14 protein-coding genes are annotated in these 15,232 nt (G+C 70.7%); 5 read left to right on the top strand and 9 right to left on the bottom strand.

Going from position 1 to position 15,232, the window contains the following annotated elements; genetic code table 11:
• The first annotated feature begins 2 nt into the window (after window positions 1-2).
• The 3 genes from EIZ44_RS27585 to EIZ44_RS27575 are packed head-to-tail and all read left to right on the top strand — an operon-like array spanning window position 3 to window position 3,182.
• A complete protein-coding gene (locus EIZ44_RS27585; RefSeq protein WP_134732098.1) occupies window positions 3-926 on the top strand; it encodes a VOC family protein in 924 nt (307 codons plus the stop codon).
• 58 nt (window positions 927-984) lie between these two features.
• Window positions 985-2,727, top strand: coding sequence for an FAD-dependent monooxygenase (locus tag EIZ44_RS27580; RefSeq protein ID WP_167754295.1), 1,743 nt, complete (start codon window positions 985-987; stop codon window positions 2,725-2,727).
• A 17-nt stretch (window positions 2,728-2,744) separates the two neighbouring features.
• The gene (locus EIZ44_RS27575) at window positions 2,745-3,182 is read left to right on the top strand and encodes a nuclear transport factor 2 family protein (RefSeq protein WP_134732094.1); all 438 of its coding nucleotides are present in this window, start codon (window positions 2,745-2,747) and stop codon (window positions 3,180-3,182) included.
• 12 nt (window positions 3,183-3,194) lie between these two features.
• On the opposite strand, the gene EIZ44_RS27570 is transcribed toward EIZ44_RS27575, so the two are convergent.
• The gene (locus EIZ44_RS27570) at window positions 3,195-4,136 is read right to left on the bottom strand and encodes an NADP-dependent oxidoreductase (RefSeq protein ID WP_134732092.1); all 942 of its coding nucleotides are present in this window, start codon (window positions 4,134-4,136) and stop codon (window positions 3,195-3,197) included.
• A gap of 78 nt (window positions 4,137-4,214) precedes the next feature.
• Here EIZ44_RS27570 and EIZ44_RS27565 point away from each other — a divergent pair, with 78 nt between their 5' ends.
• Complete coding sequence (locus tag EIZ44_RS27565; protein ID WP_134662858.1) at window positions 4,215-4,781, top strand: TetR/AcrR family transcriptional regulator; 567 nt, start codon at window positions 4,215-4,217, stop codon at window positions 4,779-4,781.
• Between the two features lie 209 nt (window positions 4,782-4,990).
• On the opposite strand, the gene EIZ44_RS27555 is transcribed toward EIZ44_RS27565, so the two are convergent.
• The 5 genes from EIZ44_RS27555 to EIZ44_RS27535 all read right to left on the bottom strand — a co-directional run bounded on the left by EIZ44_RS27555 (window position 4,991) and on the right by EIZ44_RS27535 (window position 10,191).
• On the bottom strand, window positions 4,991-6,760 hold the full coding sequence (locus EIZ44_RS27555; protein WP_134732088.1) for a chloride channel protein: 1,770 nt from the start codon (window positions 6,758-6,760) through the stop codon (window positions 4,991-4,993).
• 113 nt (window positions 6,761-6,873) lie between these two features.
• On the bottom strand, window positions 6,874-8,163 hold the full coding sequence (locus EIZ44_RS27550) for an ArsB/NhaD family transporter (protein ID WP_134662860.1): 1,290 nt from the start codon (window positions 8,161-8,163) through the stop codon (window positions 6,874-6,876).
• A 31-nt stretch (window positions 8,164-8,194) separates the two neighbouring features.
• Entirely contained in the window at window positions 8,195-8,641 is a 447-nt protein-coding gene (locus EIZ44_RS27545) for a CBS domain-containing protein (protein ID WP_037806367.1), read from the bottom strand.
• 211 nt (window positions 8,642-8,852) lie between these two features.
• A complete protein-coding gene (locus EIZ44_RS27540; protein ID WP_370318142.1) occupies window positions 8,853-9,251 on the bottom strand; it encodes a DUF6010 family protein in 399 nt (132 codons plus the stop codon).
• Between the two features lie 106 nt (window positions 9,252-9,357).
• Window positions 9,358-10,191 (bottom strand): helix-turn-helix domain-containing protein, encoded by an 834-nt coding sequence (locus tag EIZ44_RS27535; RefSeq protein ID WP_037806770.1) that lies wholly within the window; start codon window positions 10,189-10,191, stop codon window positions 9,358-9,360.
• Window positions 10,192-10,299: 108 nt separating this feature from the next.
• On the opposite strand from EIZ44_RS27535, the gene EIZ44_RS27530 reads away from it, so the two are divergent.
• A complete protein-coding gene (locus tag EIZ44_RS27530) occupies window positions 10,300-11,073 on the top strand; it encodes an alpha/beta fold hydrolase (RefSeq protein WP_134732086.1) in 774 nt (257 codons plus the stop codon).
• A 77-nt stretch (window positions 11,074-11,150) separates the two neighbouring features.
• On the opposite strand, the gene EIZ44_RS27525 is transcribed toward EIZ44_RS27530, so the two are convergent.
• The 3 genes from EIZ44_RS27525 to EIZ44_RS27515 are packed head-to-tail and all read right to left on the bottom strand — an operon-like array spanning window position 11,151 to window position 15,230.
• Complete coding sequence (locus tag EIZ44_RS27525; protein ID WP_037806370.1) at window positions 11,151-12,338, bottom strand: MFS transporter; 1,188 nt, start codon at window positions 12,336-12,338, stop codon at window positions 11,151-11,153.
• Window positions 12,339-12,342: 4 nt separating this feature from the next.
• Window positions 12,343-14,427, bottom strand: a complete 2,085-nt coding sequence (locus tag EIZ44_RS27520) for an acetate--CoA ligase family protein (RefSeq protein WP_037806372.1) — start codon at window positions 14,425-14,427, stop codon at window positions 12,343-12,345.
• Complete coding sequence (locus EIZ44_RS27515) at window positions 14,424-15,230, bottom strand: enoyl-CoA hydratase/isomerase family protein (protein WP_037806373.1); 807 nt, start codon at window positions 15,228-15,230, stop codon at window positions 14,424-14,426. The genes EIZ44_RS27520 and EIZ44_RS27515 overlap by 4 nt, the downstream gene beginning before the upstream one ends.
• Between the last annotated feature and the right edge of the window lie 2 nt (window positions 15,231-15,232).

Genomic DNA, 15,232 nt, shown 5'->3' with positions numbered 1-15,232 from the left:
CAATGGGATTGCACCGGTTGAACTCGCTCGTCGTCGGCGTGCCCGACGTCGCGGCGACCGCCCGCTACTACCGGGACTTCGGGCTCGCCGAGGACGCCGACGGCTGGTTCAGCACCCGCGACGGCGGCCGCCAGCTGAAGATCGTCCACTCGCCGAGGCGGCAGCTGATGGAGCTGAGCATCGGCGCGGACGACCCGGACGACCTCGCCCGCATCCGCCGCCAGCTGTCCTCTTTGGACATTCCGGCGGACATCGCCGGCGACGCCCTGCTGACCCGTGAGCCGGTCACCGGCTTCCAGGTGGTCGTGCGGGTCGCCGAACGACTGCACCAGGATCCCGAACCGCCCACGCCGTACAACGGGCCCGGACGGACGGAGCGCTCGAGCACGCGCGCGCCCGGCGTGCTGCGCACCGGACCGGTGCGTCCGCGCAAGCTCGGCCACGTCGTCGTCGGCTCCCCCGACCACGAGCGCACAATCCAGTTCTTCACCGCCGGGCTCGGGTTCAAGACCAGCGACGCGATCAAGGGGCACGGCGCGTTCATGCGCTGCTCCACCGACCACCACAACGTGCTCGCGCTCGCCGCGCCGGTCGCCTTCCTGCACCACACGTCGTGGCAGGTCGAGGACGTCGACGAGGTCGGCCGCGGCGCGACCGCGATGCTGGAGGACCATCCGGAACGGCACGTGTGGGGCCTCGGCCGGCACCACGCCGGGTCGAATTTCTTCTGGTACCTCAAGGATCCCGCGGGCAACTTCTCCGAGTACTACTCCGACATGGACAGCATCCTCGACGACCAGCTCTGGACGCCGGAGACGCTGGAAGGCGCCAAGGGCCTGTTCAACTGGGGCCCGCCGCCCCCGCCGTCGTTCCTGCGCCCCGACGATCTCGCCGCGCTCATGACCGGCGCGCACCAGGCCGGCTGACCCGGCCGTCTCCCGTTAATTCCCGCTGACTGGGCACCGCCCAGGAGGTCGATCCGTCATGCCTTCTTTCGAAACCGATGTCCTGGTGGTCGGCGCCGGCCCCGCCGGCCTGACCGCGTCCGCCCTGCTCGCCGCACAGGGCGTGCGTGCCGTCACGATCACCAAATACCCGGGCACCGCGCATTCGCCGCGGGCCCACATCACCAACCAGCGCACCATGGAAGTCTTCCGTGACCTCGGCATCGAAGACGCCGTGCGGGAAGTCGCGGTGCCCAACGAATTGATGGGCGACAACGTCTGGGCGACCAGTTTCGCCGGACAGGAACTGGCCCGGCTCAAAACCTGGGGCAGCGGCACCGCGCGGCACGCCGACTACGCCGCCGCCAGTCCCAGCGCGATGTGCAACATCCCGCAGCACGTTCTCGAGCCCGTGCTCCGCGCCGGAGCCGAGCGGCACGGCGCCGACCTTCGGTTCTCGACCGAACTGGTGCGGATTTCGCAGACGCCGGACGCCGTCCACGCGGTGGTCGCCGACCGGGAAACGGGTGCCGAGCAAGAAATCGTCGCGCGCTACGTGATCGGCGCGGACGGCGGCCGCAGCACCGTGGCCGAACAACTCGGCTTCGAGTTCGACGGCGAATCCGGCCTCGGCCGCGCCGCGAATGTGTGGCTGGAAGCCGATCTCACCCGCTACACCGCGCACCGGCCCGGGACGCTGTACTGGATGTGCCAGCCGGGCAACGACTATTGGGTCGGCTCGGGCACGTTCATCTGCGTGAAACCGTGGACCGAATGGGTCATGCTCTTCATGTACGACCCGGCCGAAGGCGAGCCCGACCTGTCCCCCGACGGCGTCCGCGCGCGAGCGTCGGCCATCATCGGCGACCCGGACGTCGAGATCCGGATCAAGGCCGTCAGCGAATGGCAGATCAACCACCTGGTCGCGCGTTCGTACCGGAGCGGCCGGGTGTTCCTCGCCGGGGACGCCGCGCACCGGCATCCGCCCGCGAACGGGCTCGGCACCAACACCTCGGTGCAGGACGCGTTCAACCTGGCGTGGAAACTCGGTTCGGTAGTTCGTGGCGAGGCCGGGGAAGCGCTGCTGGACACCTATGACGCGGAACGGCAGCCGGTCGGCAAGCAGGTGGTCGACCGCGCGATGCGCAGCGTCGAGGACATGCGGCCGATTTCGCAGGCGTTCGGCTTCCGTCCCGGCCAGAGCGCCGAGGAGGGCTGGCGCAGTCTCGACGGCCTCGCCGCCGACACCCCGGAAGGCCGGGCCCGCCGCGCCGAACTGCGCGAGGCGGTCGAACTGCAGAACTACCAGTTCAACGCACACGGGGTCGAACTCGGCCAGCGCTACGCCTCGGCCGCGGTCGCCTCCGATGGCACGCCCTGGCCGTCCCCCGCCCGCGACCCGGAGCTGTACTACCAGGCCACCACCCATCCCGGTGCCCGCTTGCCGCACGCGTGGCTCGAACACGCCGGAACTCCCGTGTCCACTGTGGACATCTCCGGCCACGGCCGGTTCACCGTGCTGACCGGCATCGGCGGACAGGACTGGCTGGACGCGGCGGACAAGCTCGCCACCGAGTTCGGGATCGAACTGGCCGTCCGGCAGATCGGCCTCGGCTGCGAGTACGCCGATCCGCTCGGCGACTGGGAGCGCGTGCGCGAGATCAGCGAACGCGGCTGTCTCCTCGTCCGCCCGGACCACCACGTCGCTTGGCGCGGCGCCGACCTCGCCGACGATCCCGTCGGGACGCTGCGCGGCGTGCTCCGCCAGGTACTGGCTCGATAACCGCGAAAGGAAATGCCATGGTGCACAACGAAGTCACCGTCGACCGCAAGGCGATCGCCGAAACGTATTTCAAGCAGATGGACGCCGGCGAGGACTTCCTCGGCCTTTTCGCCGACAACGCCTACGTCTACTTCCCGAAGCACGCGCCCGCGCGCGGCATCGCCGAGATCAAGCAGCTGTTCGCGGATGTGTTCGTGCTGTTCTCCTCGATCGTCCACGAGGTCCCCTACTTCAACTACATTCAGCAGGGCGATTACGTGGTCGTCGAAGGCATCACCCACGGCGTGCTCGCCGACGGCACCTCGTGGCGGGCGACCGAGGGACTGGGCGGCCGCTTCTGCAATGTGTTCGAAATCCGCGACGGCCGCATCCAGCGCCTGCACATTTATCTCGACCCGGACTACGGCGACGCGGATTCGGGTCGTTACCCCTGGCTGCGGGACGCCGGCGCGTGAGCTGTTCCCCGTTCAGAGGTCGATGACGACCTTCCCGTGCACGTGCCGCCCCGACTGAAGCTCGACCGCGGCCCGGATCTCCTCGACCGGGAAGCTCGCCGCGATCGGCACCCGGAGCCGTCCCGCCGCCACCAGCTCGGCGATCTCCTCGATGGCACCGGGCGCGGCATTGGCCCCGTTCGCCGGTGTGATCCCGTCGATCTGACCGGCGATGGTGGTGATGCGTTCGTCCGGCACACCGAGTTCGCGGGCCGCCCGCGCCGTTTCCGCCCCATGCAGATCCATGGTCGCGGTGACGCCGGCGGGCGCCAGCGCGCGGACCCGGTCGACCAAGCCGTCGCCATAAGCGACCGGCTCGGCCCCCAGCGCGCGCAGGGCGTCGGCAGAGGACGCCGACCCCGTCCCGATCACTCGCGCACCGGCAAGGCGGGCGAGCTGGACAGCGAACACGCCGACCCCGCCTCCCGCGCCGCCGACCAGCACCGTGTCGCCCGGGCCTGCGTTGACCACCGCCAGCGCCGCGGCCGCCGTGCAGCCCGCGATCGCAAGCGCGCCCGCGGTGCGGTCGTCGACGCCGTCCGGGGTGCGGTGCGCATCGCCGCCCACCGCGATGGTTCCCGCGACGTCCACGACGACGTAGTCGGCGACCGCGCGGGACAGCGCGCCGCCGAACACCCGGTCGCCGACCGCGAACTCGGTCACGCCGTCGCCGATCTGGTCCACGGTCCCGGCGTAATCGGTGCCGAACCCGCACGGCAGGCTCAGCCCGAACCGCGCGGCGGTCTCGGCGTCCGAGGTCATGAACCAGTCCATCGGGTTCAGCCCCGCCGCGGCGACGCGCACGCGAAGCTGCCCCGGACCGGCTTGCGGCACCGGCGCTTCGCGCACCCTCAGGGCCTCCGGCCCGCCGAACGCCTCGAACTGCACCGCCCGGCTCGCTTCTTTCCCGCTCACGTGGCTCCTCCGATTCCAGGAAACGGACTATGCTCCGTTTACGTCCTCGAATCTAGCACAAGTGGAGCGTGATCCGTTTTGGCTGCCGCGAAGTCCCCCCGGGCAGACGCGACCCGCAACCGCCGGCAACTGCTGGACGTCGCGACCCGGCTGTTCGCCGCGGCCGGGACCGAGCCGTCGATGCGCGCGATCGCCGCCGAGGCCGGAGTCGGCATCGCCACCCTCTACCGGCACTTCCCCACCCGCGAGTCGCTGGTCGACGCGGTCTACCAGGACCAGGTCTCGCGGCTCACCGCCGGCGCCGAGGACCTGCTCGCCCGCCTCGGCCCGGCAGCCGCGCTGCGCCGCTGGATGGACCTGTTCGGGGACTGGATCGCCACCAAGAACGGCATGCTGGACACGCTCCTCGCGATGGTCGAATCCGGCGAGATCGCCCACGCCCACACGAGAACCGAACTTCTCGCGGCCATCGACGGCCTCCTCGAAGCCGGGCGGGCCAGCGGCGAACTCCGCGCCGACGTCCCCGCCGAAGACATCGCTGCCGCGCTCATCGGCATCTTCACCGTGGCCGGTTCCGCCGAGCACAAGGCGATGGCGGGTCGGCTGCTGGACCTGTTGCTGGACGGGCTCCGGGCTACCGCCTAGCCGTCGGGGGCTCCAGTGCGCTCAACACCGACTGGTGCGTGATCCACCCGGTCAGCGGCGGCAACTCGGCGAGGTCGCCCACTTGACCGGCCTGGTCCTCGGCCACCGCTTCGGGTAGCGGCCGTCCTCGTCGATCACCGGCATCTTCACCGTGACCGGTTCCGCCGAGCACAAGGCGATGGCAGATCGGCTGCTGGACGGGCTCCGGGCTACTTCCTAGCCGTCGCGGGCTCCAGCGCACTCAACACCGACTGGTGCGTGATCCAGCCGGTCAGCTCATCAGCCCCGGTCAGCACCGGAAGCCCGGTCCCCGGCGCCTGGGCGAGCGCGTCGAGCGCATCGGCAAGCGTCGAATCGCTCGTCACCAGCGGCGGCAGCTCGGCGAGGTCGCCCACCTGGCCCTCCTGGTCCTCGGCCACCGCTTCGGCGACCGCACGGGCGGTGGCGCAGCCCTGGTAGCGGCCGTCTTCGTCGATCACCGGCAGGATTCCGTGGCCGGACAAGGCGAGCGCGTGCGCGGCCAGTTCCAGCGGCAGGTTCTCCCGCAGCGGCTCGGGAAGCGGCTCGGTGACCGCGGAGACCTTGGTGCCCGCCAGTCGTTGCGCGGAGGGGTGTTTGTCCAGGTCGATGCCGCGACGGCGCAGTTTGAGCGTATAGATCGTGTCCCGGCTCAAAGTCTTGCTCACGGCGGTCGCGATCACGATCGCGGTCAGCATCGGCAGAATCACCGTGTACTGCCCGGTCAGCTCGAACAGCACGATCACCGCCGTGATCGGGGCGCGCGCCGAACCGGCGAACGCCGCCCCCATGCCGATCAGCCCGTACACCCCCGGCGACGCGGTCACCGACGGGAACAACGCGTGCACCGCGATCCCGAACGCCGTGCCCGCCATCGCCCCGATGAACAGCGACGGCGCGAACACCCCGCCCGACCCGCCGATCCCGATCGTCAGACTGGTCGCCACGATCTTCCCCAGCATCAGCACCAGCAGGAAACCGAACAGGTACTTGCCCTCCACCGCATTCTGCAGCACGGGATAACCCACCCCGTACATCTGCGGCAACGCCAGCAGCAGCCCGCCCAGGAACACCCCGCCGACCGCCGGGCGCAGCCACTCCGGACCCCGCCACAACCGGTCGCACACATCCTCGATCCAGTACAGCACCCGCGTGAACAGCACCCCGCACGCGCCGACCACCAAACCCAGCACCACGAACAGCAGATACTCCACCGGACTCCGCAGCGTGAACGGCGGCAGGTCCAGGAACGGCGCGTTCCCCAGCACCGCCCGCCCCACCACGCTCGCCGTCACGCTCGCCAGCACCACCGCCCCGAACGACTCCGCCGCGAAATCCCGCAGGATCAGTTCCATCGCGAAAAACGGACCGGCCAGCGGCGCGTTGAAGGTTGCCGCGATCCCGCCCGCCGCGCCGCACGCCACCAGCACCCGCAGCCGCGACTCCGGCAGCCGCGCCGCCCGCCCCAGCGCCGAACCCAGCGCGGATCCGATCTGCACGATCGGGCCTTCCCGGCCCACCGAACCACCGGAGCCGATCGTCAACGCCGAGGCCAGCGCCTTCACCACGCTCACCTGCACCGGAATCCGCCCGCCCCGCTCCGCGACCGCGTACATCACCTCCGGCACCCCGTGCCCCCGCGCCTCCGGGGCGAACCGGTACACCAACGGCCCGTACACCAACCCCGCCAACACCGGGGCCAGCAACAAGAACCACGGTCCCAGCGCGGGGAACCACGAATGCGCTTCACGCCCGGCCGCCGAGTAATCCGCGTGCCCGGAAAACACGTGCGTGAACGTGGTGATCAACCACCGGAACACGACCGCACCCAAACCCGCGCCCGCACCGATCAGCACCGCCAGCCCGACCAGACCCGCCCGGCTCTCCCGCACCCACCGGCCTACCGGCTGGCGCACCGGCACGACCAGCCCGCGTTTCCCCGCACTCTCACCCGACGACATTGATGCAGTATGCAACAATTGCGCACGGACATGGTTGCGGGATCGCTCACACCAAGCGCGCTAAGGGTTTTCGTCCGCTTTGCCCGCCGTCGGAGGTTTCTCCGACGAGCAGGTCAGAACACGAAGTAGCGCAACCACAGATAGGGCGCGGCGACGAGCACGGTGAGCACCGTGACGATCGCGCCTTTCTTCGTGAATTCCCAGAACGAAATCGGTGCCCCCGCCCGGGCGGCGAGGCCCAGCACCACGACGTTCGCGCTCGCGCCGACCGCCGTCATGTTGCCGCCGAAGTCCGCGCCGAGGGCCAGCGACCACCACAGCGCTTCGGAGTGCGCCGGATCCGGGATGTCGTGGGTCAGCGCCAGCACGAGCGGCGACATCGTTGCCACGTAAGGAATGTTGTCGATCACGCCGGACAGCAGCGCGGACACGCCGAGGATCAGGAAGACCGCCAGCAGCGCGTTCCCGCCGGTGGCTCCGGCGGCGAGCTTGGCCAGCCAGTCGATCACCCCGGTCTTGACCAGCGCTCCGATCATGATGAACAGCCCCGCGAAGAACAGCAGGGTCTCCCACTCCACCCCGGCCAGATACTGCTTGGGCGCCGTCCCGGACACCAGCACGAGCAGGCCCGCACCGAGCAGCGCGACCACCGACGGGTCCAGGTGCACCACCGAATGCAGCACGAACCCCGCGAACACCAGCAGCAGCACGACACCGGACTTGAGCAGCAGCTTCGGGTCCCGGATGGCCTCGCGTTCCTTGAGCGCCATGACGTCGGCGACCCGTTGCGGGTCCACCGAGAACGAACCGCGGAACAGCCACGGCAGCACCAGTCCCAGCACGACGAGTTCGATCGCGACGATCGGCGTGAGGTTGAGCAGGAAGTCGTTGAACGCCAAGCCCGCGCGGCTGCCGATGATGATGTTCGGCGGGTCGCCGATCAGGGTCGCGGTGCCGCCGATGTTGGACGCCAGCACCTCGGCGATCAGGAACGGGACGGGACTGATGTCGAGCCGGTCGCACACCAGCAGCGTCACCGGAGCGATCAGCAGCACCGTCGTCACGTTGTCCAGGAACGCAGAGGCGACCGCGGTGATCAGCACCAAAAGCAGCATGATCCGCAGCGGCGAACCCTTGGCGCGCTTGGCCGCCCAGATCGCGACGAACTCGAACACCCCGGTCCGGCGCAGGATCCCGACGATGATCATCATGCCGAGCAGCAGGAACAGCACGTTCCAGTCGACGCCGGTGTCCTCGGAGAAGAACGCGTCGGCCGACCCGGAAACCCCGGTCGCGAGCACCACCCCCGCCCCGGCCAGCGCGGCGGTCATCTTCGGGATCTTCTCGGTCGCGATGAACACATAGGCCACCACGAACACGACAACCGCGATGACCGTGCTCACCGGCGGACCGCCCGGCTCAGCCGCGCCAGGGTCAGCGAGGCGTCAGCGCGTGCTCCAGAAGCCGCGACGCGGACACCACGCCGAGCAGCGTCCGGTCCTGCATCACCGCCACGAGCGGGCAGCGCAGCCGGGCCATCGTCGCGGCGACCTCCACGATCGTGTCGTCGGCGTCCACCCTCGGCAGCTCGCGCGGTTCGTCCGGCAGCAACTCGCGCACCGTCCGCCCGCCCAGCTTGTCCGCGACGCGGTCCGCCATCGACTCGCTGAGCACCCCCGCCAGCGACGGATCGTCGCGCACGTAAGGCGGCACGAGGAACTGCACGACGTCGGACGCGGGCAGCACCGTGTGCGGGCAGCCGGAAGCTTCCGTCACCACCAGCCCCGGCAACCGGTGCTCCGCCAGCAGCCGCGCGGCCGCCAGCGCGTCCGCATCGAGATCGACGACCGGGAACTCCTCGGCCAGCTCCGCTGCGCGCATGCCCCCAGGCTACGGCGGACCGGGCCGCTCCGCCGGAACTCGCGATTTCTTTCCGCACGCCTGACGCCATGGGGCTCCTCGGGGTCGACCGGACCGCCCGTCGCCCGGCTGGGCACGGGCAGGCCGACCAGACTTCCCGGCACACCACGCGTAAAGATGCCGCAAAGACCGGCCCGGAGCAAACCGGGCCGGTCTGGGGAGTGCCGCGGGATCAGGCCCGCACGGACACGAGTTTCGCGCGAGCTTCCTTCACGGACGGGCCGCCGGTGAAGCACCAGATCGCGATCACCGGGTCGCAGATGGCGCAGCCCAGCGACGACGTGTGCGCGAACGGCAGGATCGGCGCGCCTTTGAGGTGGTGCAGCACGTCCAGCGTCGTGTGCAGCAGCCAGGCGACCCCGATGAAAGCCCAGGATTCCAGACCGCGATAGGCGCAGTAGGTCACCGCGGCGGCGAACGCCAGCTCCCACGGGCCGAACGCGCCGCTGCTCAGGTAGGCGGCACCCGCGCCAGCGACCATGATCGCGTTGAAACGGCGGCGGTACGGCTCGGCGAGAAAGGAATTGAGCAGAGTGTAAGCAATGCCGATGAGCACGGCGGAAACGATGATCACCTTTTCACGCTAAGGTCGCGGGCGCCTGCGCATAACTGGCTACGACGACACTTTTCGCCGGGTTCTGGCCAGCGGAGCGCCCGCTTGCTCACCCGTCGCGACGCTATTCGCGTCGGGCCAGGTTCGCTGCCTGCCATTGCCCGGGGCGGACGCCGGTCTGGCGCAGGAAGAACGCCGAGAAGTTCGCGGCGTCAGGGAATCCCAGGCGTTGCCCGCACCGCGCCGCGCTGAGCCGGTCGTGCGCGAGCAGCCGCTTGGCCTCCAGGACCAAGCGTGCGCACAGGTAGTCCTTGGCACTGCGGCCGGTCGCCGCTCGGACGGCGCGCGTGAGCGTTCTCGGGGCGTACCCGAGCTTGCGGGCATAGCTGGCGACGTCGTGGCAGACCCGGAAATCCTCTTCCACCGCAACGCGGAATTGCTGGAAGAGGCCGGCTCCGGAGTCGCCGTCCGCTGCGGGCGGCGCGAGTCGCAGCAGCAGCGCGGACAACACCACGACGAGCAGTTCGCCGGTCCGTTCCTGCGGGGCAGCGCCGGCCTCGCTGCGCAGATGCGCGAGCGCGGCGTTGATCAGCGGCCACTGCGCGGCGGAGGCAGTCCAGCACGCCGCCGCCCACGGGTCCGCAGCCAGTTCACGGCTGCCGGGAGTGGCCGGTGCGGTGGGCACGAACAGCACCAGGTCTCCGGCCAGGTCGCCGAGGTCGTCCCAGCGGTGCACGACGCCCGGCCGGATCCACACCACGCTCCGGGCCGCGAGCGGGCAGCTCACGAAGTCGACCGAAACCCGGCCGTGGCCGCGCCTCACCACCGCGAGCACATGAAAGTCGCCGCGTTCGGTCATGCTGCGGTCCAGCCGCCGCAGCTGCGCGAACGACATCGTCTCCACCGGCGCGCCGGACTCCTGCGGCGGCTGGTAGGAGAGCTGACGAATCCCGGTCATGCAGTCCATTTTTCACCATGCCAGGTCCGGCGTCGACGATGCGCCCAGGCGGACCGGGCGGTTGACTCAAGGGCAAGCAACTCGACTGGCAACAAAGGACAAACTCTCATGGTGACGACCGCATCGACCCAGCTTCCGGTCTACGACTACCGGCCGGGCGACGGACCTGTGCTGGTATTTCTGCACTACTGGGGCGGCTCGGCACGCACCTGGCAGCCAGTGCTCGACCGGTTGCCGGACCGCGCCGCACTAAACCTCGATTTCCGCGGCTGGGGACGCTCGCGCGAACTGCCCGGCCCGTACACGCTGGAGCAGTTCGCGCACGACACCGAGGCCGTGATCGCCGACGCGGGGGTGACCGACTACGTCCTGGTCGGGCATTCGATGGGCGGCAAAGTCGCGCAGCTGGCGGCTTCCGCGCGTCCGGCCGGGCTCGCCGGGCTCGTCCTCGTCGCGCCCGGACCGGCCAAGCCCGCCGCGACGGTCACGCCCGAGTACCAGAAAGGACTGTCGCACGCCTACGCCTCCGACGAGTCGACAGCGGCCGCACGCGACACCGTTCTCACCGCGACGGCGCTGGACGACGAGACCAAAGCCCGGATCGTGGCGGATTCCCGTGCCTGCGCCGAGGAAGCGCGCCTCGAATGGCCCCTGCACGGGATCGCCGAGGACATCACGAGCGCGGCCCGCGCCATCGACGTTCCCGTACTGATCGTCGCGGGCGAGCACGATCGGGTGGAACCGGCCGGGGTGCTGCGCGACAACCTGCTGCCCTACCTGGCACGCGCGAGCATGACTGTCCTTCCCCGCAGCGGCCACCTGCTGCCGCTGGAAGCACCGGACGCACTCGCGCAGGTGCTCCGGAACGGCTGGGGCCGGTGAGCTCGGCTCCGTGCGGCTCGCGCCCGCAGCGCGGATCCCGCACTGCTGTCTGCCGCGTGGTCTCTCCCGCCAAGTCCTCACGAAACAGCGGTGCGCCGGAAGGCCAGCAACGCCACCACACCCACCAGTGGTCCGGCCGCGAGCACCAGCAGCGCAACGCTCCAGGACGCGGATTCGGCCAGCACCGGCACCAGGTAGATCGTCACCGCGGTGGTGACGTAGCCCAGCGCCAGTTGCAGCGACACCGCGCTGCCGACGTAACGCGGGTCGGCGGTTTCGGTGACCAGCGCGGAAAACTGGGCGGAGTCGGCGATCACCCAGAATCCCCAGAACGCGCTCAGCACCACCACGACCGGCGTCGGCATGTCACGCAGCAGGGCGAGCGCCACCGCGGTGGATCCGGACAGCACGAGGCTGATCAACGCCGACGGCGCGCGCCCCGCCCGGTCGCCGATCCAGCCGCCGACGAGGCATCCGATCGCGCCGGCTCCGATGCAGACGAAGGCCGCGAGCGCGGCGTGCCGGGCGCCGTCCGGTCCGCCGGAGAAGCCCTGCAGCCCGGCCAGAAATGTGCCGATCCAGGCCCACATCGCGTACAGCTCCCACATGTGCCCGGCGTAGCCGAGGTTGGCCAGCATCACCGGGCGGCTGCGGACTGCCCGGAGCGCGGACCGGAGCCGGAACGTCGAGCGCGGGAACGGGTACGGCCCGGTGCCGCGCACGGTCAGCACCAGCAGCCCGCCGCACGCGGTGAGCGCCGACGTCGCCGCGATCACCGACTGCCAGCCGAGCCCGCCCGACGCCTTCACCAGCTGCGGCGCGGCCGAACCGAGCGTCAGCGCGCCGATGATGACGCCGAGCGCGGTGCCGCGGCCCTTGCGGAACCAGGACGAAACTTCTTTCAGCGCGGGCGGATAGACCGCGGCGAGGCACGCTCCGGTGAGCGCCCGCAGCACCAAGGCGGTGCCGAAACCGGGGGCCCACAACAGAAGCAGGTTCGTCACCGCCGCGCAGAGCGCCCCGGCGCACATCAGCTTCCGGGGCGCGACCGCGTCGGCGAGGCCGCTCGCGGCGGACGCGAGCGCTCCCGCCACGAACCCGAGCTGCACCGCGATGGTCAGCAGCGAGGATTCTCCGCTCGTCAGGTGCCACAGCTGCTGCAGCTGCGGCACCACGAACGACGCCGAGAACCAGACGCTCATCGAAGCGAACGTCGCGACGGCGATCAACGCCAGCGCCCGCCGGTCCGCGGTCAACCTTGCCATGCGGTCACCTCCTCCGGAACGCGGTGGCCGCGCGGACCCGCCCCAGCGCGGCCACCGCGCGTTCGACCGAGTCCAGCATGGCTACGCCGTGCTCGCTCGCCATCGTGCGCAAGCGGCGGGCCAGCGCGTCCTGCTCCGCGCTGAAACTGTTCCGCAGCACCAAAACGAGCGGGACGTCGCCGCGATCGGCGGTCAGCAGATCGCGGGTGAGCGCGGTGACGAGGTCGGCGGCTTCCGCGCTCTCCTTCAGGTCGTAGACGGTCCCGAGATCGAGGTACGCGCACAGGCTGTCAACGCCCGGATCTCGCGCGAGCGCGGCGGCCAGCGCGCCGGTGAAGCAGCGGTCACCGTCGAACAGCGACCAGATCGGGATGTCGACCGGGTTGTGCAGACTGCTGCCGGGAGCGTCGTACGGGGCGAGGGATTCCGCTGTCTCGGCCGAAACCGAGGGCAGGACGAGGCCGTGGTCGTGGGCGATGTCCGAACCGACGACCGCGACCCCGCCGCCGCTGCCGACCAGGCCGAGGCCGATGCCGGTCAGGCCGGGCGCGTACTGCGCGACCAGCAGGGTGTCGAGGAGTTCGTCCAGATTCCCGGCGAGGACGACCCCGGCGGCCGACGCCGCGTCGCGCAACAGCCGGGGATCGCTAGCCAGCGCGCCGGTGTGCGAAGCGGCCGCCGCGCCGCCCGCCGCGCTCCGGCCGCCCTTGAACAGCACCACCGGGATCGACACCTGCGCGGCGAGCGTGAAGAACCGCTCCGCGTCGCTGTCGTCTTCCAGATAGAACGCGGCCAGCGACGTACGCGGATCCGCCTCGCAGAACGCCAGGAACTCCGACGGGGAAACGTCGTCGCAGTTGCCGACCGAGCTGACGAAACTGAACCGCAGCCCCAATTCCTTGCCGCGGCGCACGACATCGCCGGCGTAGGTGCCCGACTGCGACACGAACGCGATGCCGCCCGTTTCGTCCGAGGAAGCCGACCGGTCGATCATCGTGATCCGCGAGTAGGGCGTGTAGTGGCCGATGCAGTTGGGTCCCAGCACGCGGAGCTGGGTTCCGGCGACTGCCGCGGCGAGATCGGCGGTGTCGGCGGTGTAGACGTGCGCGGTTTTCGTGCCCTTCGCGGCGAGTGCGCGCAACGCGTCCGGCACCGCGGCGGCGGGTAGCGCGACCACGGCCCGGTCCAGGCCGTCGGGCAACTGACCGACTTCCCGCACAGCAGGGTGGCCGAGGATCTCGGTCGCCGACCGGCTCACCGGGTGCACCGCTCCGGCGAAGCCCTGGTCGACGAGGGTGCGCACAGCTCGGTGCCCCATCTTCGCCGGGTCGGCCGAGGCTCCCAGCACTGCGATGCTGTCCGGATAGATGGCGGGCCGGAGTTGCGCGTAAGCCTCTGCAGGGACCGGCGGTGCCGAGGGAGGTGCCGGGGACCTGGTCACCGCGCGGGCGTCGACGGCGACGATCCCGTCCGGCCCGACGACGACCGGGTTGAAATCGACCTGGTCTACCGGCTCGGACAGCAGCAGCCCGTCCGCGCCGCCGACCCGCACGAGCAGGTCCGCCAGCGCCGCGTGCGCGTCCGGGAACCGGCGGCGCAGCACCGCGCCGAGACGGGTCCGGTCGATCAGCGCGACCGCTCCGGTGAGATCGAGCGGAGCGAGCGCGAACGCGACGTCCCCGAGCGTCTCGACGTCCACTCCCCCGGACCCGACCATCACCACCGGGCCGAACCCCGGGTCGTGCAACGCGCCGACCACCGCCTCCAGGCCGGGTTCGACCATCGGCTCGACCGTCACGCCGCGCACCGCGACGCCCTGTCCCGTCTGAGCGGCGAACAATTTCTCGACCGCGTCGACGACGTCGAGCGGGTCGACACCGAGCAGCACGCCGCCCGCCTTGCTCTTGTGCACCACGCCGTCGGCGACGAGTTTGACCGCGACCGAGCGAGCGATCCGCGCGGCGGCGGCTCCGGCTTCCATGGCTGTCGCGGCGAACGTCACCGGGTTGGCCGGCACGCCGTACCGGATCGCCAGGTCGCGGATCTCGTCCTCGCGCAGCCGCTCGCCGGACAGCGAAACCGTCGTCACGACAGCACCTCGGCAATGCGGTCGTGGTGGTCGCCGGGGTGGTCCGGGTAAGCGGGCGGACGGCGTTCCAGGAACGCGGAGACGCCCTCGCCGCCGTCGGGCAACTCCCGGACCAGCGCCGCGAGAGCGGGTTCCGCCGCCAGCCCGGCGTCCGTGCCGTGACGCAGGCTGTGCCGGAGCCCGGCCTTCACCGCGGCGACCACGGCGGGCGAGACGGCGGCGATGGTGTCGGCCAGTTCCAGTGCTCCTTCGAGGGCTTCCGGGCCGTCGTGAACGTGGGTGACGAAGCCGTGCCGAAGCGCTTCGTCGGCGCCGAACGGCGCGGCGGTGGCGAGCCAGCGGTAGGCGACCGGGTAACCGACCAGGTCGAGCAGCCTGCTCAGCTGACCGCCGACCGGCACCAGGCCGATCGCCGCGCCCACCGCGCAGAACCGGGCGTCCCGGCTCGCGACCCGCAGGTCGCAGTTGAGCGCCAGGATGAACCCGGCCGCGTACGCCGGGCCGTCGACCGCGGCGATGACCGGCGTAAGGATTTCGGCGGGCCTGCCGAAAGCAGCGTTCGCCGCCGGATCGCCCGCGGTTTCCGGCTTCTCCAGCACCTCCTGCAGGTCGTGCCCGGAGGAGAAGCATCCGCCCGCGCCGGTGACGACGACGGCTCGCACCGCCGGGTCGGCGTCCGCCCGGTCCAGTTCGCTCAGCAGGGCCGGCGCCATGTCGCCGGAGAACGCTCCGCGCTTGGCGGGGTTGTGAATGGTCAGGACGCGCACGGCGCCCCGGTCGGACACGCGAATGCCGGGTGTCATCG

It is taken from the genome of Amycolatopsis nivea, assembly GCF_004522235.1.
Classification (GTDB): domain Bacteria; phylum Actinomycetota; class Actinomycetes; order Mycobacteriales; family Pseudonocardiaceae; genus Amycolatopsis; species Amycolatopsis nivea.
The sequence above is the reverse complement of the archived record's forward strand: the minus strand, read 5'-3'. Positions and strand labels throughout refer to the sequence as shown.